At 57.4% G+C, this 22,012-nt stretch carries 26 protein-coding genes; 14 read left to right on the forward strand and 12 right to left on the reverse strand.

Going from position 1 to position 22,012, the window contains the following annotated elements; translation table 11 throughout:
* The first annotated feature begins 2 nt into the window (after positions 1-2).
* From AC2VLR_RS11695 to rfbB, 13 genes are all read left to right on the forward strand, one after another.
* Positions 3-890, forward strand: a complete 888-nt coding sequence (locus AC2VLR_RS11695; RefSeq protein ID WP_486882272.1) for an NAD(+)/NADH kinase — start codon at positions 3-5, stop codon at positions 888-890.
* On the forward strand, positions 891-2,570 hold the full coding sequence (recN, locus tag AC2VLR_RS11700; protein ID WP_486882273.1) for a DNA repair protein RecN: 1,680 nt from the start codon (positions 891-893) through the stop codon (positions 2,568-2,570).
* 122 nt (positions 2,571-2,692) lie between these two features.
* Positions 2,693-4,204, forward strand: a complete 1,512-nt coding sequence (locus tag AC2VLR_RS11705; RefSeq protein ID WP_486882274.1) for a sensor histidine kinase — start codon at positions 2,693-2,695, stop codon at positions 4,202-4,204.
* Positions 4,204-4,728, forward strand: a complete 525-nt coding sequence (locus tag AC2VLR_RS11710) for a hypothetical protein (RefSeq protein WP_486882275.1) — start codon at positions 4,204-4,206, stop codon at positions 4,726-4,728. Before AC2VLR_RS11705 ends, AC2VLR_RS11710 begins: the two co-directional genes overlap by 1 nt.
* Before the next feature lies 1 nt (position 4,729).
* Positions 4,730-6,118 (forward strand): sigma-54-dependent transcriptional regulator, encoded by a 1,389-nt coding sequence (locus AC2VLR_RS11715; protein ID WP_486882276.1) that lies wholly within the window; start codon positions 4,730-4,732, stop codon positions 6,116-6,118.
* Between the two features lie 57 nt (positions 6,119-6,175).
* Entirely contained in the window at positions 6,176-6,865 is a 690-nt protein-coding gene (locus AC2VLR_RS11720; protein ID WP_486882277.1) for a DUF502 domain-containing protein, read from the forward strand.
* Positions 6,866-6,937: 72 nt separating this feature from the next.
* Positions 6,938-7,846, forward strand: coding sequence for a UTP--glucose-1-phosphate uridylyltransferase GalU (gene galU / locus AC2VLR_RS11725; RefSeq protein ID WP_215843784.1), 909 nt, complete (start codon positions 6,938-6,940; stop codon positions 7,844-7,846).
* Complete coding sequence (rfbA, locus tag AC2VLR_RS11730) at positions 7,836-8,720, forward strand: glucose-1-phosphate thymidylyltransferase RfbA (protein ID WP_486882278.1); 885 nt, start codon at positions 7,836-7,838, stop codon at positions 8,718-8,720. Before galU ends, rfbA begins: the two co-directional genes overlap by 11 nt.
* The gene (gene rfbC, locus AC2VLR_RS11735) at positions 8,717-9,265 is read left to right on the forward strand and encodes a dTDP-4-dehydrorhamnose 3,5-epimerase (protein ID WP_486882279.1); all 549 of its coding nucleotides are present in this window, start codon (positions 8,717-8,719) and stop codon (positions 9,263-9,265) included. The genes rfbA and rfbC overlap by 4 nt, the downstream gene beginning before the upstream one ends.
* 63 nt (positions 9,266-9,328) lie before the next feature.
* Entirely contained in the window at positions 9,329-9,661 is a 333-nt protein-coding gene (locus AC2VLR_RS11740; RefSeq protein WP_486882280.1) for a DUF3579 domain-containing protein, read from the forward strand.
* The gene (locus AC2VLR_RS11745) at positions 9,661-10,089 is read left to right on the forward strand and encodes a hypothetical protein (protein ID WP_486882281.1); all 429 of its coding nucleotides are present in this window, start codon (positions 9,661-9,663) and stop codon (positions 10,087-10,089) included. The genes AC2VLR_RS11740 and AC2VLR_RS11745 overlap by 1 nt, the downstream gene beginning before the upstream one ends.
* Positions 10,090-10,199: 110 nt before the next feature.
* Positions 10,200-11,069: a dTDP-4-dehydrorhamnose reductase gene (gene rfbD / locus AC2VLR_RS11750; protein ID WP_486882282.1), complete on the forward strand. Its 870-nt coding sequence runs from the start codon at positions 10,200-10,202 to the stop codon at positions 11,067-11,069.
* Positions 11,070-11,089: 20 nt separating this feature from the next.
* Positions 11,090-12,217, forward strand: coding sequence for a dTDP-glucose 4,6-dehydratase (rfbB, locus tag AC2VLR_RS11755; protein WP_486882283.1), 1,128 nt, complete (start codon positions 11,090-11,092; stop codon positions 12,215-12,217).
* A 43-nt stretch (positions 12,218-12,260) separates the two neighbouring features.
* On the opposite strand, the gene def is transcribed toward rfbB, so the two are convergent.
* From def to rluD, 8 genes are read right to left on the reverse strand one after another with little or no spacing between them, the layout of a single operon-like run.
* Complete coding sequence (def, locus tag AC2VLR_RS11760; RefSeq protein ID WP_486882284.1) at positions 12,261-12,770, reverse strand: peptide deformylase; 510 nt, start codon at positions 12,768-12,770, stop codon at positions 12,261-12,263.
* The gene (locus AC2VLR_RS11765; protein ID WP_486882285.1) at positions 12,770-13,291 is read right to left on the reverse strand and encodes a glycine cleavage system transcriptional repressor; all 522 of its coding nucleotides are present in this window, start codon (positions 13,289-13,291) and stop codon (positions 12,770-12,772) included. Before AC2VLR_RS11765 ends, def begins: the two co-directional genes overlap by 1 nt.
* Positions 13,288-13,911 carry a methylthioribulose 1-phosphate dehydratase gene (gene mtnB / locus AC2VLR_RS11770; protein ID WP_486882286.1) on the reverse strand — a complete coding sequence of 208 codons (624 nt, stop codon included), beginning with the start codon at positions 13,909-13,911 and terminating at the stop codon, positions 13,288-13,290. The genes AC2VLR_RS11765 and mtnB overlap by 4 nt, the downstream gene beginning before the upstream one ends.
* Positions 13,901-14,557: an HAD-IB family phosphatase gene (locus tag AC2VLR_RS11775; protein WP_486882287.1), complete on the reverse strand. Its 657-nt coding sequence runs from the start codon at positions 14,555-14,557 to the stop codon at positions 13,901-13,903. The genes mtnB and AC2VLR_RS11775 overlap by 11 nt, the downstream gene beginning before the upstream one ends.
* Positions 14,557-15,729: a RuBisCO large subunit C-terminal-like domain-containing protein gene (locus tag AC2VLR_RS11780; RefSeq protein ID WP_486882288.1), complete on the reverse strand. Its 1,173-nt coding sequence runs from the start codon at positions 15,727-15,729 to the stop codon at positions 14,557-14,559. The genes AC2VLR_RS11775 and AC2VLR_RS11780 overlap by 1 nt, the downstream gene beginning before the upstream one ends.
* Entirely contained in the window at positions 15,726-16,277 is a 552-nt protein-coding gene (locus AC2VLR_RS11785; RefSeq protein ID WP_486882289.1) for a cupin domain-containing protein, read from the reverse strand. The genes AC2VLR_RS11780 and AC2VLR_RS11785 overlap by 4 nt, the downstream gene beginning before the upstream one ends.
* A 6-nt stretch (positions 16,278-16,283) precedes the next feature.
* Positions 16,284-17,033, reverse strand: coding sequence for a peptidoglycan editing factor PgeF (gene pgeF / locus AC2VLR_RS11790; RefSeq protein ID WP_486882290.1), 750 nt, complete (start codon positions 17,031-17,033; stop codon positions 16,284-16,286).
* Positions 17,023-17,982: a 23S rRNA pseudouridine(1911/1915/1917) synthase RluD gene (rluD, locus tag AC2VLR_RS11795; RefSeq protein ID WP_486882291.1), complete on the reverse strand. Its 960-nt coding sequence runs from the start codon at positions 17,980-17,982 to the stop codon at positions 17,023-17,025. Before rluD ends, pgeF begins: the two co-directional genes overlap by 11 nt.
* Here rluD and AC2VLR_RS11800 point away from each other — a divergent pair.
* The gene (locus AC2VLR_RS11800) at positions 17,981-18,757 is read left to right on the forward strand and encodes an outer membrane protein assembly factor BamD (RefSeq protein ID WP_486882292.1); all 777 of its coding nucleotides are present in this window, start codon (positions 17,981-17,983) and stop codon (positions 18,755-18,757) included. The genes rluD and AC2VLR_RS11800 overlap by 2 nt on opposite strands.
* Before the next feature lie 55 nt (positions 18,758-18,812).
* Here AC2VLR_RS11800 and AC2VLR_RS11805 read toward each other — a convergent pair whose 3' ends face one another.
* The 4 genes from AC2VLR_RS11805 to AC2VLR_RS11820 are packed head-to-tail and all read right to left on the reverse strand — an operon-like array spanning position 18,813 to position 22,012.
* On the reverse strand, positions 18,813-19,151 hold the full coding sequence (locus AC2VLR_RS11805) for a P-II family nitrogen regulator (protein ID WP_215843800.1): 339 nt from the start codon (positions 19,149-19,151) through the stop codon (positions 18,813-18,815).
* Positions 19,138-20,799 carry an NAD+ synthase gene (locus AC2VLR_RS11810; protein WP_486882293.1) on the reverse strand — a complete coding sequence of 554 codons (1,662 nt, stop codon included), beginning with the start codon at positions 20,797-20,799 and terminating at the stop codon, positions 19,138-19,140. The genes AC2VLR_RS11805 and AC2VLR_RS11810 overlap by 14 nt, the downstream gene beginning before the upstream one ends.
* Positions 20,799-21,671, reverse strand: a complete 873-nt coding sequence (gene sucD / locus AC2VLR_RS11815; protein WP_486882294.1) for a succinate--CoA ligase subunit alpha — start codon at positions 21,669-21,671, stop codon at positions 20,799-20,801. The genes AC2VLR_RS11810 and sucD overlap by 1 nt, the downstream gene beginning before the upstream one ends.
* Positions 21,668-22,012 carry a hypothetical protein gene (locus AC2VLR_RS11820; protein ID WP_486882295.1) on the reverse strand — a complete coding sequence of 115 codons (345 nt, stop codon included), beginning with the start codon at positions 22,010-22,012 and terminating at the stop codon, positions 21,668-21,670. Before AC2VLR_RS11820 ends, sucD begins: the two co-directional genes overlap by 4 nt.

Here is a 22,012-nt window from a genome sequence, read left to right on the forward strand (position 1 = left end):
CCATGACTCAGCCCTTCCAGCGCGTTCTGCTCGTCAGCAAATACCGGGATCCTTCGGTGCTACCGGGGTTACGGAAATTGCGCGACTTCATTCAATCCCTGGGCCTTGAAGTTTTCATCGAAACCCAATGCTCCCATGAGATCAATGACGATCTGGGTCTGCAGCGGTTAGCCTTTGCGGAAACCCGGGCAGAAACTGATCTGGTCATCGCTATCGGTGGTGATGGGACCCTCCTGGGTACCGCCAGAAATACTGCCAGCAATGGAGTAGCCATTCTCGGGATCAACCAGGGACGCCTCGGTTTTCTGGCAGATCTCTCCATAGAGCAAATAGAAACAGCGCTTCCGCCTATTCTGGAAGGCCACTACCAGCAGGATCAGCGCCGGGTATTGCACGCAGAATTGTGGCGCGATCATTCACAAATCCACAGCGGCCTGGCCATCAACGAAATCTTCATTCACAAAGGCTGCGGTGAAAGCATGATCGAACTGGGCGTCCACATGGATGGCCGGTTTGTCTATACCCAGCGGGCAGATGGCGTCATCATCGCCACCCCCACCGGTTCTACGGCTTACGCTCTGTCCGCCGGTGGCCCCATCTTGTCCCCCAGTCTGGAAGCCTTGTTGCTGGTTCCCATCTGTCCGCACACCCTTACCGCACGACCTTTGGTAGTAGCCGACAGCGTCGAAATTCGGGTACGTCTGACCGCCTGCCGTCAGCCTGCCGCACTCAGTCTGGATAGTCATAGCAGCTTCCCCCTGGCTATCGGCGATGAAATGCGCATTCGCCGCGCCCCCTGTACCGCCCGCTTTATTCATCCGGAAGAAAAAAACTTCTTTCAGATACTCCGCGAAAAACTGCACTGGGCCGAAACTCCGGGAGAAGATTGAATGTTGCTCAGTTTACAGGTGCGCAATTTTGCCCTGATTGACAGTGTCAGTATTGATCTGGAACCCGGCCTGACCGTTCTGACCGGCGAAACCGGTGCCGGGAAATCCCTCTTGGTCGATGCCATTGCCCTGCTGCTCGGTGACAAGGGCCACGCAGACAGTATCCGCCACGGCGCCGAACAGGCCGAAATCAGCGCAGAATATGCTCTGGATCCTGAGCATGAAGCCCGCCAATGGTTGCGTGAACAGGATATGGACAGCGCTGAGGGCATCTGTGTGCTGCGCCGGGTCATCCAACGCAATGGTCGCAGCCGCGCCTTCATCAATGGTTGCAGCGTCACTCTCACTCAGCTTCGGGAATTAGGTGAACATCTGATCGAGTTGCTGGGTCAGCATGAACACCAGAAACTGCTCCATCCTGACCGGCAACTGGCGCTTCTGGACCGGTTTGCCGGATCCACAGAAATCCTCGATCAGGTGGCCGACAGCCATCAGCAGTGGCGGCAACAAGCCCGGCGCTGTGAAGATTTGCGCACGCAGCAAATCCATCAGAACGAGCAGGCCGACTGGCAACGCTTTCAATTGCAGGAGCTGGAAGCCGCAGCACTGCAGGAAGAAGAATGGGACAGCCTGCGCAGCGAAGAACAACGGCTCGGCGCGGTCGAAAAGCTGCGCGAACATGTGCAGGCCGCCCTGGATCGCCTGGAAGGCGAGGCCTGCCCGGCCAGCCGGGCACTGGCAGAAGCCCAGCGGCATCTCAGTGTAGCCAGTCAACATGATCAGTACTTGCAGGAAAATGCCGAATTACTGAACGGCGCTCTGATTCAGACCGAAGAAAGTATCGCCAGCCTGCACGCCTATCTCGCCGATCTGGAAGCGGATCCGGAAAGGCTGGAAAGTATTGCTCGCCGCCTGCAACAGCTGCAGGATCTGCAGCGCAAGTATCATTGCGACCTGGCGGGTCTGATCGACAAACGCAACACCCTGCGCCAGGCACTGCAGGGCAGCGAAGACTTGGAGAGTCAGTTGCGCAGCGCCGAAGAGGCGCTGCTGCAGGCTAAAACCGCTTATATCGCGCACAGTCGCGCGCTCAGCATAGCCCGGCAAGCCCAACAGCAGGCTCTGGCAGCAGCAGTGGCCGAGCAGATCCGGCAACTGGGGATGCCTCACGCCGAAGTGGAATTACGTCTGCAGAGTCATCCCGAAGATGAAAAAATCTGGCGCAGTCATGGCTGGGATCAGGCCGAAATCTGGATTACCGCCAATCCCGGGCATCCGGCCCAACCCCTGGCTAAAGTGGCTTCCGGGGGGGAGCTGTCGCGCATCAGCCTGGCCTTGCAGGTCATTCTCGCAGCACCCGAGCGCATGGACACCCTGATTTTTGATGAAGTGGATGTAGGTATTGGTGGAGCGGTGGCCGAACGGGTAGGTCGCTTGCTGCGTCGCCTCGGCACCCGCCAGCAGGTTCTCTGTGTCACCCATCTGGCCCAGGTCGCAGCCCAGGGCCACCAGCACCTGCACATCGAAAAACAGATTATCGATGGACAGACCCTCAGCAATATCCAGCGCCTGCCAGAGAGCCAGCGCCAGCTGGAAATTGCCCGCATGCTGGGCGGTATTGATCTCAATGCCGCTGTACGCGAAGCAGCGGCGACACTGTTGGCCAATGTGGACGACTAATACTCGGGTCACAACTGCGCGCCTGTAGCCGATCTTCTACACTAGGCCGGAGCACAAGGGTCGCATACACTGACTGGCAAACAGTGGTGAAAAATGTCAGGGTGCTGGATAGGGTGGAGTGAATGGCAACGGATTTCATGGAAAAACTCGGGACAGAACGGGACTCTAGGGCTCCTCAGCACAAAACGCAGGGTAAGGCCATTTCGATTCCCCGCCGCGTACTGCTGTTTGCCATCCTCATCCTCTTTCTGGTTGCCGGCGTGGTATGGGTAGCCGTCAAGGCTATCCACACCCTGGGTAACAGCAGCAATACCCTGGTTACCGTTGGGCTACCGCTGCAAAAGCAATTGCTCGAAATTCATGGAGAGCAACGTCAGGCTGAATTTTATCAGGATCTGGCCCGCATACTTCCCCATGCCGGCTATGAAAAAACCTTTGCCAAGCTCATTGCCCACGAACAAACGACCCTGCGGACCATTCAGACCAGCGCAACGGCCTATCCCGCCCTGAGCAGCGCGCTGGAACATTTGCAAAACAGTCTGAACCATTACGTTCAAAGCGCCGGTACAACTTCCGACTTGGGACATGCTGTAGCGCTCCGGATCCCAAATACCAAGGCATTGGTTGAACAAAGTTTTCAGCAAGTGCATCGAGCCATGCAGGACTTGCTTCTACAGCAGGGAGAGGCAGCGGCAGCAGCCCGCGACCAGGCCGTAGAGCTGCTCTATGCCCTGGTCGCCATTACCGCCCTGCTCAGCCTGTTGATCCCCTGGCGAGTGGCCACTGCATTGACCCGACCCCTCCGGGATTTTCGTCTGGCCCTTGAGGACATCGGTGCCGGCAAATTCACTCATGTGGCCAGTGATGGTCCCCAGGAATTGCGGGATCTTGCCCGCAGCATTGAAAGCATGCAGGCCCGGCTCCGTGAAGAAGAACGCCTGCGCCATCAATTTCTTAGCCAGGTTTCCCATGAACTGAAAACACCCTTGGCTTCTGCCCGGTCCGGCAGTGAACTGTTGCTCAGCGAGCGCATCGGGCCACTGCTCCCACGGCAGCGCGAAGTCCTCGAAATCGTGGTGCGTCAGGTCAAGGAATTGTACGCAGCCATTCAGGAAATGCTCGACATGCATGCCCTGCAGGCGCAGTCTCTGGAGTTTTCGCCGCAAATGCTTGCCGTGTCCGAAATTCTTGATGACCTGCACAAGCGCATGCGGCCATTGACGGAAAAAAAACAGCAAACCCTGCTTTGCAGCAGCAGTAACGACAAGCTGGAGGTTTATGCCGATCCACAACGCCTGCGCCAGATTCTCAGCAACCTGGTTAGCAACGCCCACAAATACAGCCCTGCCGGCGGAAAAATCCGTGTCCATGCCATGAGCGATGAGCAGGGTGTGCTGTTCCAGGTGGAAGATGAGGGACCCGGAATTCCCGAAGCCCTGCTGGAGCGGGTATTTGAACGTTTTTATCAAGTGCCGGTCAGTAATAGTCTACCCAGAGGAACCGGCCTGGGATTAGCCATCACCCGCGAACTGGTGGCCGCCCAGAACGGCTGGATCAGGATTCAGAACCGTTCACAGGGAGGGCTCCAAGCTGAAATCTGCTTACCATCCTCCGCACAAAAGGCCCCCTATTAATGTCGCACATGCTCCTTCAGGGACGCTGGCTGGTGGGATTGAGCGGCCTCTTGCTGCTCAGTGCCTGTGCCGCCATGCCGGCACCGCCTCCGCCACCCCATAAGGTGGCGCTGCCAGATCTGAGCAACGCCTCCAGAACCACGCTGCTTCAGGCTCTCCACAATTGCGGGATGGCCAACTCCCTAGCCTGTGCCCGGATCCATCTGGCCCTGGCGAACAGCTACTTGCGTAGCGGCCCCCTCAACAAAACCGCTTTGGGCAATGCCGACCGTGAACTGGAGCTGGTAGCCCAAAATCAGGATATGGCCATCCAGACCTTGCCTTTGCGGCGTACCGTGCAAGCCCTGCTGGAAAACCAGATGCTGCTACACCAGTGCCAATCCCGCATGCAGCACAGCCAGCTACAAACCCGGGCGGCACAACAAGCGGCCAGCGCTGCAGAATCACGCCTGCAACAACTGGAAACTCTGCTCCAGCAACATGCGGAAAAATCCCTGAAAACGCCTGATCAGCGGAAACCCTGAGATGCCGGAAACCATGCCCACTATTCTCATTATGGATGATGATCCGGATTTTTTGCGGCTGCTGGGTTTATGGCTGGAAAGTGAGAATTATCGGGTACTGAGCAGCCATGATCCGCAGCAAGGACTGGATCTGTTGGACCAGGAAGGCGTGGATTTAGTGATCACTGATTTGCGCATGCCGGTCATGGATGGCATGGCCGTTCTGCAAGCCGTCCAGGCCCGCGACCCCGATTTACCCGTCATCCTGCTGACCGCCCATGGCAGCATTCCCAACGCCGTTGAGGCCATGCGTGCTCAGGCTTTCGGATATCTCAGCAAGCCCTTCAGCAATGAAGAATTGCAAACCCTCTGTACTGCGGCCCTGGCGCAACGCCATGCCAGCCGCGAGTTGGGTAAATTGCGTGCGGAACTGCGTGCCCAGACGGGACAGAGCATTCTTCACCGCAGCCCGGTCATGGCCAGTCTGGTGGATGAGATTTCACGGATAGCAGCCTCCTCGGCCAGCGTGTTCCTTTCTGGAGAAAGTGGCTCCGGAAAGGAACGAGTCGCCCGCGCCATTCACGAAGCCAGCGCCCGTCACAGTCAACCCTTTGTTGCTGTCAATTGCGGGGCCATCCCCTCGGAATTGGCCGAAAGTGAACTGTTTGGCCATGTCAAAGGCGCTTTTACCGGGGCCACTCAGGATCATGTCGGCCTGATCCGCAGTGCTGACCGAGGGACCTTGTTTCTGGATGAAATCGGCGACCTCCCTCTGGCCGTACAGGTCAAACTCCTGCGAGTGCTGCAGGAAGGTACCTTGCGGCCGATTGGTGGCAAAACCGAAATATCCGTGGATTTACGCATCATCAGCGCTACGCATCAGGATATTCATGCCCTCACGGCCAGCGGCGCCTTCCGTGAAGACCTGTATTATCGCCTGCACGTCATCCCCCTGCGGGTGCCCAGCCTCAGCGAACGCCCCGAAGATATTCTCTTGCTGGCCCAGCATTTTCTGGATCGGGAAAGTCAGCGTCTGGACCGCAACATCCTCGGCTTCAGTCCCGAGGCCATGGATAAACTGATGCAAAGGCCCTGGCCCGGCAATGTGCGGGAACTCGAAAACGCCGTCAGCTTTGCCGCCGCCGTCACCGAAAAAGGCTGGGTCGCCGGTGAAGCCATTCCCGATGCCGGACGGCAAGGCGGATCCAGTGCCTTTCCGCCTCTACAGGATGCCAAAACAGCTTTTGAGCGGGTGTATCTGGAAAACCTGCTGCGCGCCACCGACGGCAACATTTCCCGGGCAGCGCGGATTGCCGGTCGACATCGCACCGATCTCTACAAACTCATGCGCAAACATGGTCTGGCTCCGCAACTTTTCAAAAACCTGGAAGAACGCGATGACCTTTCTTGATCATCCGCAGATTTCGGGCAATTATGGTGTAAGTCACTTTTTTAATTCGGCATCCTTATGACGCTACCGGTACCAGTTTCGCCAAAATCCCGTTTTCAGCATTGGCATCTGCGCCGCTGGTTTGCCCAGGGCCTGCTCATTTCCCTGCCCATTGGTTTGACCATTTATGTGGTTCTATGGATTGGCGGCTGGTTGAACAACCTTTTTGAAGCACCCATCAAGGCCCTGTTTGGCATCGACATTCCCGGCCTGGGACTGGTACTGACCTTGCTGACCATTCTGGGGGTCGGATTTCTCGCTTCCCATGTTCTGACTGCCTGGATTTTTGAATGGCTCAACAAGGTGCTGGCGCGCATCCCCGTATTGCACAGCCTTTACAGCACCATCCAGGAAACGGTGGGCTTATTGTTCGGCGGTGCTGACCGCGGCTTTCGCAGCGCGGTTCTGGTCCGACAGGGTGGCGATATGGGTTATATCATCGGGCTGGTTACCCGCGACAGTTTGCAAGAGCTGCCCCATCTTCCTGAAGATTGCGTCGCGGTTTTTATTCCCATGAGCTATGGCGTTGGCGGATTCACCTGCCTGATCCCCCGCGAAAAAATCATTCCACTGCCGGACATGACCCCGCAACAGGCTTTGCGCTTTGCCATGGCCGGCGGGGTGGGTGGCGGAAAAGTCTCCCGGGAAAGACCTGGGAACAACATCACTCCGGAAATCGCTGAATCTGATACTGACCGACTCGCATAGATCCAGACACAACGCTTTGCGGCCAGCGGGTGGTCTTGGTTATACTCGTCTCATTCATAAAGGAGATGAACCATGGCTGAAGTCCGTAAAGCAGTGTTCCCCGTAGCTGGATTAGGTACCCGTTTTTTGCCTGCCACCAAAGCCAGCGCCAAGGAAATGATGCCGGTTGTGGATAAACCCCTCATTCAGTACGCCGTCGAAGAAGCCATTGCGGCGGGCTGTGATCAACTGATTTTCATCAGTGGTCGCGGCAAACGCGCCATTGAAGATCATTTTGATGTATCTTACGAACTGGAAAATGAGCTGGAAAAACGCGGCAAGAAAGCCCTTCTGGAACAAGTCCAAAGCATTTTACCCAGCCATGTCAGCACCATTTTTTTACGTCAGCCTTATCCGCTGGGCCTCGGTCATGCGGTGCTGATGGCCAAACCGGTGGTGGGTGATGAACCTTTTGCCGTACTGCTGGCCGACGATCTCATGCTCGGAGAGCCGCCCGTACTCGCACAGATGGTCGAACAACACCATCGTTATCAGGCCGGGATTCTCGGCGTCGAAGAAATCCCCCGTGAACACTCCACCCGCTACGGCGTGGTCGATGCCCGCCCCTGGGACGAGCGGATTTTCCAGGTCAGCGGTATTGTTGAAAAGCCCAAGCCGGAAAAAGCCCCTTCCAATCTGGGCGTCGTGGGCCGCTATATTCTCCCGGCCCGCCTCTTTCATTTTCTGGAAAAAACCCAAAAAGGTGCCGGAGGTGAAATTCAGCTGACCGATGCCATCGCCCATCTCCTCAATGAGCGCCAGGTGCTGGCCTATCGTTTTGCTGGCGAACGCTTTGATTGTGGTGACAAATTGGGCTATCTCAAGGCGACTATTGCCTTCGGCAAGCTGCACCCCGAAGTGGGTTCTGATTTTACCGAGTACATGAATGGCCTCTGTCAGAGCCGTGGCAAAGTCGATGCCGAGAGCGGCAATGCAGCGTAAGGGTATTCTCCTTGCCGGGGGTTCCGGCACCCGTCTGTATCCCCTCACCCAGGCTGTCAGCAAACAGCTCATGCCGGTGTATGACAAGCCACTGATTTATTATCCTCTCGCTACGCTGATGCTGGCCGGTGTCCGCGCGATCCAGATTATTTCCACCCCCAATGATCTGCCGCGTTTTCAGCAGTTACTGGGGGATGGTCAGCAGTGGGGTCTGGAGTTCAGCTATGCCGAACAAGCGCGGCCGGATGGCCTCGCCCAGGCTCTGCTCATTGCTGAGGCATTTCTGGCGGGTAGTCCTTCGGCGCTGGTCCTCGGTGATAATGTATTTTACGGCCATGACCTCAGTGAATCCCTGCAGCAATGTAATCAGGCGGAAAATGGCGCGACGATTTTTGCCTACCACGTCGCCAATCCCAGAGCCTACGGCGTGGTGGAATTCGACCAGCAGGGCATTGCCATCGGTCTTGAAGAAAAGCCGGCCAAACCGCGTTCTTCTTACGCCGTCACCGGACTGTATTTTTATGATGCTGATGGCAGCCGCATGGCCCGGGAAATCCGCCCTTCGGCACGCGGAGAACTGGAAATCACCGACCTCAACCGTCTGTATCTCGAACAAAAACGCCTGCATGTGGAAGTCCTGGGGCGGGGAACAGCGTGGCTGGATACGGGCACCCATGCTGATCTGCTCAATGCCGGACAGTTCATTCGTACCCTGGAAGAGCGTCAGGGTCTGAAAGTCGCCTGTCCCGAAGAAATCGCCTATCGCATGGGTTACATCGATGCCGATGCCTTGATCCGTCTGGCGGAACCTCTGAAAAAAAGTGGTTACGGTGAATATCTGCTGCGCCTTCTCGAAGAAGGAAGTCTGTTTTGAATATTGAAAAATTACGCATTCCCGAAGTTTTGCTCATCACCCCCAGGGTATTTGGGGACAGCCGGGGATTTTTCATGGAAAGCTGGAACCAGCGGCAGTTTGCCGAGGCCGGATTGAAGCTCGATTTTGTACAGGACAACCACAGTCGCTCCCAACAAGGGGTACTGCGCGGCCTGCACTACCAGATTCAACAACCCCAGGGGAAACTGGTGCGGGTGGTTTCCGGAGCCGTTTTTGACGTGGCCGTTGATTTACGCCGCTCATCACCCACTTTCGGGCAGTGGGTCGGCGCCACCCTCTCTGCGGAAAATCACCAAATGCTCTGGGTACCTCCGGGTTTTGCCCACGGCTTTTACGTCCAGAGTGACGTTGCCGATTTTCTCTATAAAACCACCGAATTTTATGCCCCGGAAGCGGAACGCTGCATCATCTGGAATGATCCCGACATTGCCATCACCTGGCCCATACCAACAGGCTCCATGCCGCAGTTGGCCGCCAAGGATGCCGCCGGTTCTGCTTTCAACAAGGCAGATACCTATTCGTGAACTCTTCATTGTCTGCGCAAAGGGCGGTATCATCGCCCACTTTCCCGAGGAGCAGCGGTATCCATGATCATCATTGACGGGGTAACCGAAAGCGGGGGGAAGTTCCGTCCCTCGGCCTGGGCAGAAATGCTTATTGAAGGGGTGGGCCTCGCCCATTTCGGTGCTGACCACAAAATTCATTATCTCCCCTTGATTGAGCCAGCCAACATCAACGGCAATGCAGCCATCATCATGGATGAAAGCCTGGAAGAAATCCGTCCCGAGGCCTTTGCGGAAATCATGCGCTTTGCCGCAGAAAACCGTTTGCAGGTCCGTCATGAGGAGGGTAGCATCAGCGACCGTCAAAAAAGTCCTGGCCGTCGACGGGCGCGTCCGGCGCAACGGCGTCCTTCCTGATGACGAAGCGTCCCGAAAAATCCAGTCGGATCCGTTTTGCCTGGGCGCTGGGCGCAGTGATTGTCCTCTATGGCGTGCTCAGCATTATGCTCAGCGTCCATGTCATCGATCAGCAGAGCAGCGCCCGCACGGATCTCTATGCTGCTCTGGAAACCATCGACCAGTTGCACCGGGAAGCCATGGCTTCGGCCAGTTCAGCAGATGCCCGCAATGTCATTGCCAGAGCCTGGCAGGATCATCGCGCCTTTGCCGCCACAAGCCCGCAACAAGCCCAACTGATTGCTGACCAGCTCATCACCCGCCTGAATCAGGAATATCCCCATCCTGCCTGCGGGCAAACACGCCCTGCTTTTGTGGCCGCTGCGGCCCTCCCCAAGCAGCGCGCCTGCATGGTGGCAGTGGGCGTCAAACATCATCAGGTCCGGTGACGGGTTATGATACCCAGGGTATGCCCATGGATAACTTTTATGAATTTCTCTACGCGCCAACAGGCCGTTCTGACTAAATAAACGGACGCAATCAACAAGGGAGAAAGGGTATGCAGCGTGTCCTACTTTTCGGATCTCATGGTCAGGTGGGCTGGGAGCTTCAGCGTCAGCTTCCTGAATCTGTTGAACTGCTGGCCCTGTCCCGTGCCCAGGCAGACATCAGCAACCAGGAACAGATCTCCGGGATAGCCGCCTCGTTTCATCCCGATCTGATCATCAACGCTGCTGCCTACACGGCGGTGGATCTGGCCGAATCTGAGTCGGAAAAAGCCTACGCCATCAATCGTGACGGAGCCGCCCATTGCGCCGTAGCTGCTGCAGAACAAGGTGCCCGACTCATTCATCTGTCCACCGATTTCGTCTTTGATGGCCACCGACCCACCCCCTACCCTACCGACAGTCTGCGCCGACCATTGGGGGTTTACGGTGCCAGCAAGGCGGCTGGGGAGGTCGAAGTGGAGCGCATCCTCGGTAGTAAGGTGCTGATTCTCAGAACTGCCTGGGTGTATAGCGCCCACGGTAAAAACTTTGTGAAAACCATGTTGCGGCTGATGAAGGAAAAAGAAAGCCTCGGCGTGGTGGGAGACCAACTGGGCAGCCCCACCTGGGCGGCGGGACTGGCCGCAGCCATCTGGCGGGCAGGCGAACAACCCGAATTCCACGGCATTCAGCACTGGACCGATGCGGGCGTGGCTTCCTGGTATGACTTTGCCGTCGCCATTCAGGAAGAAGCCCTGGCCCTCGGGCTGCTGTCTCGCGCCATTCCCCTGCAGATGATTGCCAGTAGCAGCTATCCTACCCCCGCCCGCCGCCCTGCCTGCGCAGTACTGGATAAAAGTGCCAGTTATGCCGCACTGGGGGCTGCGCCGCACTGGCGGCAAGCCCTTCGCCAGATGCTGACCGACAACGATTCAGAATAAATACAGGAGATCTCACCCCCATGAGCACATCATCCATTGCCGAAAAACGCCTGCTGGTCACCGGTGCCGCCGGTTTCATCGGCAGTAATTTCTGTCATCACTGGCTGGAGACTCATCCCCAGGGAACACTGATCGCCTACGATGCCCTTACCTATGCCGGCAATCCCCATAATCTGGAGGGACTGGAAAAGTACCCTGGTTTCCATTTTGTGCATGGCGATATCAATGACGCCACGCTGGTAGAAAACAGCCTGCGCAGCCATACCATTAACGTCATCGTGCATTTCGCCGCAGAAAGTCATGTGGACCGTTCCATTCATGATCCCGACGCCTTTATTCAGACCAACATCGTCGGCACCCACACTCTGCTCAAGGTCGCCAAAGCCTTCTGGCTGGACGGCCCGGAGGGTCCCATTCCCCATCGCTTTCATCATATTTCCACCGACGAGGTGTATGGCACTCTCGCCCCCCGGGATCCGCCTTTCCGCGAGGACACCCCTTATGCCCCCAATTCTCCCTATGCCGCCAGCAAGGCCGGTTCCGATCATCTGGTCCGCGCCTATCAGCATACCTATGGCCTGAACACCACCACCAGCAACTGCTCCAACAATTACGGTCCCTTCCATTTTCCGGAAAAACTCATTCCCCTCATCATCGTTAACATTCTGCACAACAAGGCCCTCCCCATTTATGGCGATGGTCAGCAGATTCGCGACTGGCTCTATGTCGAAGATCACTGCCGGGGAATCGCGGCCATTCTCGAACGGGGTCAGGAAGGCGAGAGCTACAATATTGGCGGCTGTAATGAGTGGGCCAATCTGGACATTGTGCAACTGATCTGCCGGAGCATGGATGAACTGTTTGCCAGCCAGCCACGCTGGGCTACCCAATATCCTCATGCTGCCCCCGCGCTGGGGCGCAAAAGCGCGGAGCTGATCGAATATGTCCGCGACCGGCCCGGCCATGACCGCCGTTATGCCATAGATGCCCGCAAAATCACCCGCGAACTAAGCTTTGCGCCCGCCGTGGATTTTCCCACCGGCATCCAGGACACCATCCTCTGGTATCTGGAGCATCCCCAGTGGTGGCAGCAAGTCATGGATGGCAGTTACCGGAACTGGCTGGATCAGCAATACGGAGCAGGATGAGGGCCATAGCCCTCCCGCCCAGCAATACCCAATACTCTATAATTTATCGCGATTTCTGATAATTCTTGCGTCGGAACAAGTCGGTTTTGCGCGATACCAGACGATCCAGAAACAAAAAGCCGTCCAGGTGATCCATTTCGTGCTGGACCGCCCGGGCTTCAAAGCCTTCACATTCGTAGCTGCGCTCGCGGCCGAATACGTCCTGAGCCTGCACCTGGATGCGTTCGGCGCGGATCACATTGCCGGTGAAATCCGGCACGGACATGCAACCCTCACGACCCACCGCCATGCCCTCCCAGGCCAGCAGTTCAGGGTTGATGAGTACCATCAAGCCATGACAATCCTCACCCAGTTTGGGGCGCACATCGACGATCACGATACGCTGGGGATGATCTACCTGCGGAGCGGCAATACCCACCCCTCCGGGACCGGCATACATGGTTTCCGTCAGATCGCTGACAAATTTTTGCAGTGCATCATCAAAAGCCTGCACAGGTTCGGCCTTGCGCTGCAGACGAGCATCGGGATAGGTCAGAATGGACAGAACCGCCATCAGAAAACCGCCGCTTCCAGGGGATGTACGCCCACCTCGATGCCTTCTTTTTCGCGCAAGGGCAGGACCGCCTGACGCACGCTCTCGATACCATCAGGAGCATAACCCTGAATGACCATGACATAGAGAGGACGCTCGGCACTGCCGGAACTTTCACTTTCCAGATCAATCACATTAAAGCCGATGGCAGCCAGGGCACCAGTTACCCCGGCGACAATGCCGGGATGATCAGCACCGTAAACCGTGACCCGGGTATTGGGAAGATCTGCCGCAACGGCCACACTCGGGATCGGATCCAGATGCACCCGCAAATTCAGGCGTTTGATGGCGGGGTCCAGGGCCATTTCCACCGAACCCAGATCACGGCTGTAATCGATGACCTGCATGATGGTGAAATACCCGCCCAGACGCATCATGGAGGCATCACCAATGGAGCAGTCCGCCGTAAACAGCGCCTGGGTGACGGCTGCAACAATTCCGGGGCGATCTTCGCCAATCACAGTGAGAAGCGCTTGACTCATACCTGAACTCCTATAGTTTTGGCCTGTACGAGATAACGAAAACAATATTCCAGCAATTCCAGATGATGTCGAGCGGTCAGCAGGTCCTGTCCCCAGGCGGTCACCCCGTGCTGGTGAATCAGGGCACCGGGTACCCGGGGAAGGGATTGCGCAAAGGCCGCATCCATATCCTCGGCAATCCGGGCCACATTCTGATGATTGGCAAACACCGGAAGATCCACTTCGGGTTCCGCATCGGGAACGCCCAAGCCCTTGAGCATCTCCAAGGGCGGCAAACGCAATTGTCCATTTCTGGCAAAATGCCCGCAGAGATTGGCTTCAATGGAATGCACATGAAAAATCACCCGGGCATCAGAGACATGGCGATAAATTACCCGATGGATGGCCGTTTCTGCCGAAGGTTTGCGGTCAGCAGGCGCGGCCAGCACTTCCCCCTGCAGGTTCACGGACACAAAATCATCCAGCGTCAGCAGCTCCTTGGGACGCCCGCTGGCGGTAATCCAGAAGGCAGCATCGGACACCCGGGCTGATAAATTGCCAGCGGTTCCCAGCATCCAGCCCCTTTCTTGAAAACTCCGCGCAGCGCGCGCCAATTCCTGGCGTAAATCTTCACTGTGCATAACTTTGCTCCTGCCACCATCCCTGCCTTGCCAGTGCCGCATGGACATCATCGAAGGTTTCAAAAGGTATGAAAGCCTTGCCTTCCGCCTCCAGATACTGGGCCAGACGATCCCGGGCACAGACCAGCGGACAGTCTCTGGCCACCCGCAGATCGGTAATGGAGTCCCCGATACACACAGCGGTAGCCGGATGATAGTGATCGAGGACCTGACGTTTGGCGACCAGCTCCCGGGTATCCTGCCAGGGTGAAAAAACCCGCAGGTTCGGTCCGGTAAGGTCCACTTCCAGACCATGAATGGCGTGAATAGCCCTGCGGTAAGGGGCCAGAACGATTTCCGCCATGCGCGTAAAACCGCCGGTGACGACAATAAACGGTACTTCGGCCTGACGGGCGGCATCCAGCAGGGTAACCAGGCCGGGGCGCAAGACGGTATCGCGCACGAAATCTTCCATTTCCGGCCAGCGCCGGGAGGGAATGCCTTCCAGTATGCGGGGCAGTCCCTCCCGCAGACTCAAGCGCTGGGCATAAATTTCCGGCAGAATAGCGGCGGCGGACTCAGGGGCAAAATGGCGCATCAAGGCAACAAATATTTCTATTTCCGTGATGGTGCCGTCAAAGTCGCAAAAAATGGCCTTGGCAAGCATCAGGCATTCCCCCATTTTTCGACGGCCGCGCGCAAGGGACCGGCAGGTAGGTCGGAAAGCTGCCAGGAGGCACCTTCCTGCCAGCGCTCCAGACCTTCGTGGAAGGCCAACACACCACTGGCTGGCCCCATGGGATGATCCATGATGCCCGTTCCGGCATTGAGAATAACGTCCTTTCCGTAATCTTTGAGAATGGCATTCAGCATACCGGGATGCACGCCCGCCGACGGTACCGGAGCCACGCCCCGGGCCCGCAAGGCCTGAACAATGCCCTGCTCATCGGCTTCCGGAAAAGGCAGGCTGCCATAATGGGCAGGATACAGCACCGCATCGGCACCCGCGTAGGCCATGGCTGTGCCCAGCAGGGCGGGATAGGCAAAACCATGATCCGGGGCGGCGCACCAGGCACCCGCTAGGGCGGGGTGGGCAAAAATCGGGACGTTCACTTCCGGATCAGTGGCCAGGGCTTCCAGCATGGGAAATCCGTAGGCCAGCACATTCAGGAGCAGGGCATTGGCACCCCGTGTCACCAGTTGCCGGGCGAGTTCCTGCACCTGTCGGGCATCTCCGGAAAGATTCATGGCATACAGCAGATCCCGTCCAGTTCGATCCCGGCGCGCTTCGATAATCGGTGCGCAGGCTTCCCAGCGAGCCAGGGTGGCTGCCGAGGGAAGATCGGGCAGAATTTCATCATCCTTGATGATATCCAGGCCCGCCATGGCCACTTCGGCAAGAATTTCAGCGTGATCCTCGGCACTCAAACCCAGGGCAGGCTTGAAAATAGCCATGACCAAGGGACGTTCTGCCACATGGAGTTTTTTGCGGATACCCGCCAGACCAAAACGACAGGCCTGCCCATAATCCACAGGCAGGCGGATGGCCATGACCTTGGCCGGACCGGCCAGGGAATATTTGCCGAAAATCATGGTCAGGAGACTGCCCATGCGGCCATCGACGTTTTCTGCCGGGAAAGCGATGGTAGCGAGCTGCTGCCCGGTGGGTAAGCTGCGAATATCCCGCAGCTCAGCCAGATGCCCACGAAGTTGCGCTTCCCGGTGCTGAAAGCGGGCGTCCCAGGTTCCCGCCGTCTGCCCGATGGCGATGGCCTGGGCCTGACGGACGGCATCCACACCAGCAGGGAATTGGTAATCCACCTCAATAACGTGGCTCATGGGCGGGCGAAATCCTGCAGAGGGCGATCAGTGTACAGGGGTGTCCAGCCGCCCCGGGCGCTGAAATAGCGTACCGCCTTGATACGCTGCCGCTGATTGAGGTGAAACCAGTGTTCCACATGGGCAGGCACATGAATGTAATCACCCGCTACCACGGTCAGCTCGACCTGGGAGTCATCGGACAATACGAAACCAAACACTCCCTCGCCATCGACAATATAGCGGACCTCTTCATCATCATGGGTGTGGATACGATGAAAACGGGTATTGAGGGCCTCCAGCTGAGGATGCCCCGGGTAGAGCACGACCAGATCCCGTTCCTGATAGCCTTTTTCTGTCTGCAGGCGCTGGAAAACGTCATCCAGCCCTTCCAGCAGCCGAGCCTGTTCGGCGTCATCCAGTTCGGGTGCGGCCAGCAAGGCAAGGGTCTGCCCATCAGTCGGCACGGGCAGGGTTTCGAGTATGACCCCCAGCCCTGCCAATACTTCAGCGATGGTCGCCGGATCTGACACCAATGCCGGATCGCCGGCTCTGCGCAACGTCGCCATAATGATTCATTCCCTCCAGAGCAAAGATGCCATTCGTCCAGTTATGCCATCACGTCGGTACGAAAAAAAATCGCTATCACTGAAAGTACACCGGTCCCCGCCATAAATGGCGGTAACCCCAACGCGCTGCAGACGCTGCCGGGCCAGCTGGTAAATATCGGCCCACCAGCGATCCCCCTGGCCCGGCCGAAAGGCACTGTCGGAACCGGGGTCCTCCGCCAGAAAAGCCGCCCGCAATTCCGGGCCCACCTCAAAAGCCCCAGAGCCAATGGCTGGCCCTAAGTATATCAGAACTTCCTCACCGGGCACCCCCAGAGCGGCCACGCCTTTTTCCAGAATCCCGGCCAGCAATCCCCGCCAACCCGCATGAAAAGCCGCAAGATGCTGGCCATCACGACTGCAGGCTAGTACCGGCAGGCAGTCAGCCGTGAGCACCGCCAGCACCGGTCCGGCAACATGAGTCACCGCCCCATCGGCCACAGCGGCAGAACTGACATGGGAATCAGCGGGTATCTGCAAGAGGTCCGTACCGTGCACCTGCCGCAACCACTGCGGCTCCCCCGGCAAGCTCAGCAACTCGACGAGATACTGCCGGTTTTTCGCCACCGACTCGGGATCATCCCCCACATGATCGCCCAGGTTGAAGCTGTCATAAGGGCCACCACTGTATCCACCGTGGCGCAGGGTAAAAGCACTGTGAACGCCTTTGGGCAGGGGCCAGTCAGGTATCCGGATGGAACCGGAGTCAGCGCGCACGGCGGACCTGCCGCAACAAATCCAGCAGTGTTTCCATGTCCTCGGGAAGCGGGCTTTCCCAGCTCATGAGTTCTTCGTTTTCCGGATGATACAACTTCAGTCGCCAGGCATGCAGGGCCTGCCGCCGAAACTGCTGCCAATACGCCAAGCCCTCGGCATCCAGCCCCTGGGGCACGGTCATCCGCCCCCCATAAACGGGATCGCCGACCAGAGGATGACCAATATGGGCCATGTGTACGCGAATCTGATGGGTGCGCCCGGTGGCCAGACGCAGGCGCAAATAACTATGGCGGGGAAAGCGTTCGACCAGGCGAAAGTCCGTCTGGGCAGGACGACCATCTGCCCGAACGGTCATCCGCAAGCGATCATGGGCATGGCGGCCGATGGGTTCATCCACCCGTCCACCGCCGGTCATCGGGCCATTGACCAGGGCCAGATATTCGCGATGCATGGTATGGTCACCCAACTGATCAATGAGGGACTGCCGCGCCATCTCGGTTTTGGCAACCACCAGCAGCCCGGTAGTGTCCTTGTCGAGACGATGGACAATACCGCCACGGGGGAGATAGGCATTCTCCGGCAAATGCGCCAGCACACCGTTCACCAGCGTACCGTCCGCATGTCCCGCACCGGGATGGGTCAACTGCCCGGCCGGCTTGTGCAGGACCAGAATCTGCGCATCTTCAAACACAATATGCAGGGGAATATCCTGGGCCACCCAGGCGCTGGGTTCACTTTCCGGCCAGTCAATATCTACCGCCTCGCCTCCCTGAATACGCAGGCTGGGTTTTTCCGCCGTGCCATTCACGCGAATATGCCCGCCTTTCAGCAGGGCCTGGATCCGGCTACGGCTGACATCTGGAAGCAGGGCAGTCAACACCGCATCCAGTCGTTCACCGGCTTGATCCACTGGCAAAATCATCGGAAGTCCCGTAGTATCATCGCTCATGGCTCGCCACTATAGACTATTGTCCTTCATGCGCAAACGCTTACTTATTACCTGTTGTTGCACTGCCCTTCTGGCCGGTTGTGCCAGCAATCCCCACAAAGACGATCAGGCTGCACAGAATCATGAATCCGCCGCCGCCATGTACCAGCCGGCTAAACAAGCCATGGAACGCGGCGATTACAGCTCGGCCATTCGTCACTACGAAGAGCTGGAAACCCGCTATCCTTATGGCCCTTATGCCGAACAAGCGCAACTGAATACGGCGTACAGCTACTACAAGAGCGGAGATTCCGAAGCGGCTGCGGCAGCCGCCGAGCGCTTCATCAAATTGCATCCGGCCAATCCCCATGTGGATTATGCCTGGTACCTGAAAGGCATTGCCTATTATGAAGGCATTCAGGGTGCCGAATGGAACCCCAAACCGGCCGAAGAAGCTTTCAACGCGCTTGATACCCTGGCACGGCGCTGGCCAAACAGCCCTTATGCTGTCGATGCGCGCCTGCGCATGGCCAAAATCATCGATATTCTCGGCAAGCGTAATCTGGATATCTGCAAATTTTATTATGTGCGCCACGCCTATGTGGCCGCAGCCAATCGCTGCAACACTGTCGTGACCCGCTTCCAGCTCAGTCCAGCACGGCAGGAAGCCCTGTATTATCTGGTCCGCTCCTACCGGCATCTGAACCTGCAGAATCAGGCCGAAACCGTGCGCAAGGTGCTGGCCTATAATTATCCCCAAAGCCGGTATCTAGGGGATCTCGGCAAAAACGGCTAGTACAAAATTTGCCGGGCACCACTCACTGCGCCCGGCAGCGTTGTAGTAGCCCGAATCAGACGGCTTCGGGGCCTTCCTCGCCGGTGCGAATGCGAATTACCCTTTCCACGGCACTCACAAAAATCTTGCCATCGCCAATTTTGCCGGTGCGCGCAGACTGTTCGATGGCTTCAATGGCGCGATCCGCCATCTCATCGCCCACCACTACCTCCAGCTTGAGCTTGGGCAAAAAGTCCACCACATATTCCGCACCCCGATATAGTTCCGTATGGCCTTTCTGGCGCCCGAAGCCTTTCACTTCCGTCACCGTCATTCCCGCCAGGCCAATTTCCTGCAAAGCTTCGCGCACATCATCGAGCTTGAAGGGCTTGATGATCGCCTCAATTTTCTTCATGGTGTTGCTCCTCGTTCAGCTTATGGTGGCCACCCCAGGAAGCGTAGCCGTTGGTAATAGGATAGCGCCGATCTTTCCCGAATGCGCGGGTACTGATACGGACACCGGGAGCGGCCTGCCTTCTTTTATATTCAGCACGATCAATCAAACGTAATACCCGCCGCACCGTGTCGGCGGCATAGCCGGCAGCAACCAGATCTTCTGCAGAGCGATCTTCTTCGACGTAGGCGGCAATGATGGCATCCAGCACTGCATAGTCCGGAAGACTGTCCTGATCACGCTGATCCGGGGCCAGCTCGGCAGATGGCGCCCGACTCAACACCCGCTCGGGAATGACGGCTGACAGGGCATTACGGTAACGGGCCAGGCGATACACCAGGGTTTTGGGAATATCCTTGATAATGGCGAAACCACCCGCCATATCGCCATATAAGGTGGCATAACCGACAGCAATTTCACTTTTGTTGCCGGTTGTGACCAGCAGGTGACCAAACTTGTTGGAATAAGCCATCAACAAACCGGCACGCACCCGCGCCTGCAGATTTTCTTCGGTAGTATCCGGCCCACGTCCAGTAAAGAGGGGCGACAGCTCCTGAAGATAAGCCTGAAAAACCGGTTCGATGGACAGCAGATCATGGGAAACACCCAGACTTTCCACCTCGGCAACCGCATCTTCCACACTCATGGCAGCAGTATATCGGGAGGGCATGATCAGGGCGTGGACCTGTTCTGGACCTAAGGCATCGACGGCAATAGCCAGGGTCAGGGCTGAATCGACCCCTCCCGAGAGACCCAGCACCACACCGGGAAAATGATTTTTACGGACATAATCGCGGATTCCCAGGGTCAGCACGGCATAGACTTCAGCCACCATATCTTCCGACTCAACGGGAGGCGCGTCACTTTTCACCTGCAGACCCTGGAAACCCCGCGCAAAATCCGTCAGCAGGAGAGCTGACTGGCACAGTGGTCCCCGGCTTTCCAGCCGACCCGAGGCGTCCAGCACAAAAGAACGCCCGTCAAAAACCAGCTCATCCTGACCACCCACCAGATTCACATAGCAAATGGGCAGTTTTGTCTGCATCGCCAGAGCGGCAAGGCGGGACTCCCGCTCCCCCTGCTTATGGCGATGGTAGGGGGACGCATTGAGCACCAGCAGCAACTCCGCACCCCGCTCAAGAGCAGCCTCGGCCACTGCCGAACCGCACCAAACATCCTCGCAGATCGCCACCCCGCAGGTAATACCTGCACAATCAAAAACCAGCGCTTGCGTACCCGGCGTAAAATAACGCAACTCATCAAAAACGGCATAATTGGGCAGACAGTGCTTGTGATAAACCGCCTCGACTTGTCCTCCTCGCAACAAACTGGCGCTGTTGTAAAGCTTGGTATCGATCCGCTGGGGATGCCCCAGCAGCACGGGCAAAGGCGCCTGCAGCGCGAGCATGTGCAAAGCCTCATCACAACTCTGCAGAAAATCTTCACGCAAGAGCAAATCTTCGGGCGGATAACCGCATAAGGCCAGCTCCGGGGTCAACAGCAAATCGGCGCCAGCCGCCTTGGCCTCCTGGGCTGCCGCCAGAATCATGGCCACATTACGGTCTATATCACCGACCCAGGCATTACACTGCGCCAGAGCGACGCGCATCAGCCCTCCAGCAAGGCCGCAGCCCGCGCACCCAGCTCCGCCGGAGAATGCACACAATGCACTCCAGCGGCTTCCAGAACCGCATATTTGGCCGCAGCTGTGCCGGCATTACCATCAATAATCGCCCCGGCGTGCCCCATACGCTTGCCCTTGGGCGCCGTGGACCCGGCAATAAAAGCGACCACCGGTTTGCGCACCTGGGACTGGATGAATTGGGCCGCTTCTTCCTCCATGCGCCCACCGATTTCTCCGACCATGATAATCAGCTCGGTTTGCGGGTCCGCTTCAAAAAGCGCCAGCACTTCGACAAAACTCATGCCAATCAGGGGGTCACCGCCAATACCTACACAGGTACTCTGACCCAACCCCAGACGGGTGGTCTGCTCCACGGCTTCATAGGTCAGGGTTCCGGAACGGGAGACAATACCGACTTTGCCGCTGCGGTGGATGGAGCCGGGCATGATCCCGATTTTCGACTGCCCCGGAGTAATGATGCCCGGACAGTTGGGACCAATCAGACGCACGGCAGAGCCCGCCAGATAATGTTTGACCATGAGCATGTCATGCACGGGAATGCCCTCGGTAATGCAGACAATCAACTCGATGCCGGCCGCCGCCGCTTCGATGATGGCATCGGCGGCAAAGGGCGAAGGCACGTAAATGACACTGGCCTCCGCACCTGTTTCGCGCACCGCATCCACCACCGTATCAAATACCGGCAAGTCGAGATGACGACTGCCGCCTTTGCCGGGAGTCACTCCACCGACCATCCGCGAACCATAAGCTATGGCCTGCTGGGAGTGAAAGGTTCCCTGTTTGCCAGTAAAACCCTGGCAGATAATGGGGGTATCGCGAGACAGCAGTATGCTCATATATGCACCAAAATCAGAATCAACAGCAGAATAATCACGGCTTCACCCAATAGCAGAAGCAGTATGTAGGGATGGCGCCGCACCATGGGGCGAGCCTGCTTCAGGTCTGACCGCAAGTCCGCGAGGTCTTGGCGGAGACGCTCCAGGTCGTCCACCTGGGCCACGGTTTTCAGGCGCTCATCGAGAATCTGGTCAAGCAGCACGGCCATTTCCGCCATGCGCTCTGCCGATTTTTGATCGGCTCCTCGTTTGACGTAGACATCAGCCAGACGAGTAATCAACGGACCGGAATTGCGCAATACCGGCCACAAACGCTGCAACCAGAGAATATTGATGGACAC

Source organism: Acidithiobacillus sp. TH-A117, from assembly GCF_057473465.1.

What these genes read in the sequence shown, in the direction of transcription:
- rfbA (WP_486882278.1), top strand. Translation starts at nt 7,836, where the DNA reads ATGCAGCGTAAGGGTATTCTCCTTGCCGGGGGTTCCGGCACCCGTCTG.
- AC2VLR_RS11780 (WP_486882288.1), bottom strand. Translation starts at nt 15,729, where the DNA reads ATGAGCCACGTTATTGAGGTGGATTACCAATTCCCTGCTGGTGTGGAT.
- rfbB (WP_486882283.1), top strand. Translation starts at nt 11,090, where the DNA reads ATGAGCACATCATCCATTGCCGAAAAACGCCTGCTGGTCACCGGTGCC.
- recN (WP_486882273.1), top strand. Translation starts at nt 891, where the DNA reads ATGTTGCTCAGTTTACAGGTGCGCAATTTTGCCCTGATTGACAGTGTC.
- AC2VLR_RS11785 (WP_486882289.1), bottom strand. Translation starts at nt 16,277, where the DNA reads ATGGCGACGTTGCGCAGAGCCGGCGATCCGGCATTGGTGTCAGATCCG.
- mtnB (WP_486882286.1), bottom strand. Translation starts at nt 13,911, where the DNA reads ATGCACAGTGAAGATTTACGCCAGGAATTGGCGCGCGCTGCGCGGAGT.
- AC2VLR_RS11810 (WP_486882293.1), bottom strand. Translation starts at nt 20,799, where the DNA reads ATGCGCGTCGCTCTGGCGCAGTGTAATGCCTGGGTCGGTGATATAGAC.
- AC2VLR_RS11740 (WP_486882280.1), top strand. Translation starts at nt 9,329, where the DNA reads ATGATCATCATTGACGGGGTAACCGAAAGCGGGGGGAAGTTCCGTCCC.
- AC2VLR_RS11765 (WP_486882285.1), bottom strand. Translation starts at nt 13,291, where the DNA reads ATGAGTCAAGCGCTTCTCACTGTGATTGGCGAAGATCGCCCCGGAATT.
- AC2VLR_RS11800 (WP_486882292.1), top strand. Translation starts at nt 17,981, where the DNA reads ATGGCTCGCCACTATAGACTATTGTCCTTCATGCGCAAACGCTTACTT.
- rluD (WP_486882291.1), bottom strand. Translation starts at nt 17,982, where the DNA reads ATGAGCGATGATACTACGGGACTTCCGATGATTTTGCCAGTGGATCAA.
- AC2VLR_RS11705 (WP_486882274.1), top strand. Translation starts at nt 2,693, where the DNA reads ATGGCAACGGATTTCATGGAAAAACTCGGGACAGAACGGGACTCTAGG.
- sucD (WP_486882294.1), bottom strand. Translation starts at nt 21,671, where the DNA reads ATGAGCATACTGCTGTCTCGCGATACCCCCATTATCTGCCAGGGTTTT.
- AC2VLR_RS11715 (WP_486882276.1), top strand. Translation starts at nt 4,730, where the DNA reads ATGCCGGAAACCATGCCCACTATTCTCATTATGGATGATGATCCGGAT.
- AC2VLR_RS11775 (WP_486882287.1), bottom strand. Translation starts at nt 14,557, where the DNA reads ATGCTTGCCAAGGCCATTTTTTGCGACTTTGACGGCACCATCACGGAA.
- def (WP_486882284.1), bottom strand. Translation starts at nt 12,770, where the DNA reads ATGGCGGTTCTGTCCATTCTGACCTATCCCGATGCTCGTCTGCAGCGC.
- rfbD (WP_486882282.1), top strand. Translation starts at nt 10,200, where the DNA reads ATGCAGCGTGTCCTACTTTTCGGATCTCATGGTCAGGTGGGCTGGGAG.
- AC2VLR_RS11710 (WP_486882275.1), top strand. Translation starts at nt 4,204, where the DNA reads ATGTCGCACATGCTCCTTCAGGGACGCTGGCTGGTGGGATTGAGCGGC.
- galU (WP_215843784.1), top strand. Translation starts at nt 6,938, where the DNA reads ATGGCTGAAGTCCGTAAAGCAGTGTTCCCCGTAGCTGGATTAGGTACC.
- AC2VLR_RS11805 (WP_215843800.1), bottom strand. Translation starts at nt 19,151, where the DNA reads ATGAAGAAAATTGAGGCGATCATCAAGCCCTTCAAGCTCGATGATGTG.
- AC2VLR_RS11745 (WP_486882281.1), top strand. Translation starts at nt 9,661, where the DNA reads ATGACGAAGCGTCCCGAAAAATCCAGTCGGATCCGTTTTGCCTGGGCG.
- AC2VLR_RS11720 (WP_486882277.1), top strand. Translation starts at nt 6,176, where the DNA reads ATGACGCTACCGGTACCAGTTTCGCCAAAATCCCGTTTTCAGCATTGG.
- AC2VLR_RS11695 (WP_486882272.1), top strand. Translation starts at nt 3, where the DNA reads ATGACTCAGCCCTTCCAGCGCGTTCTGCTCGTCAGCAAATACCGGGAT.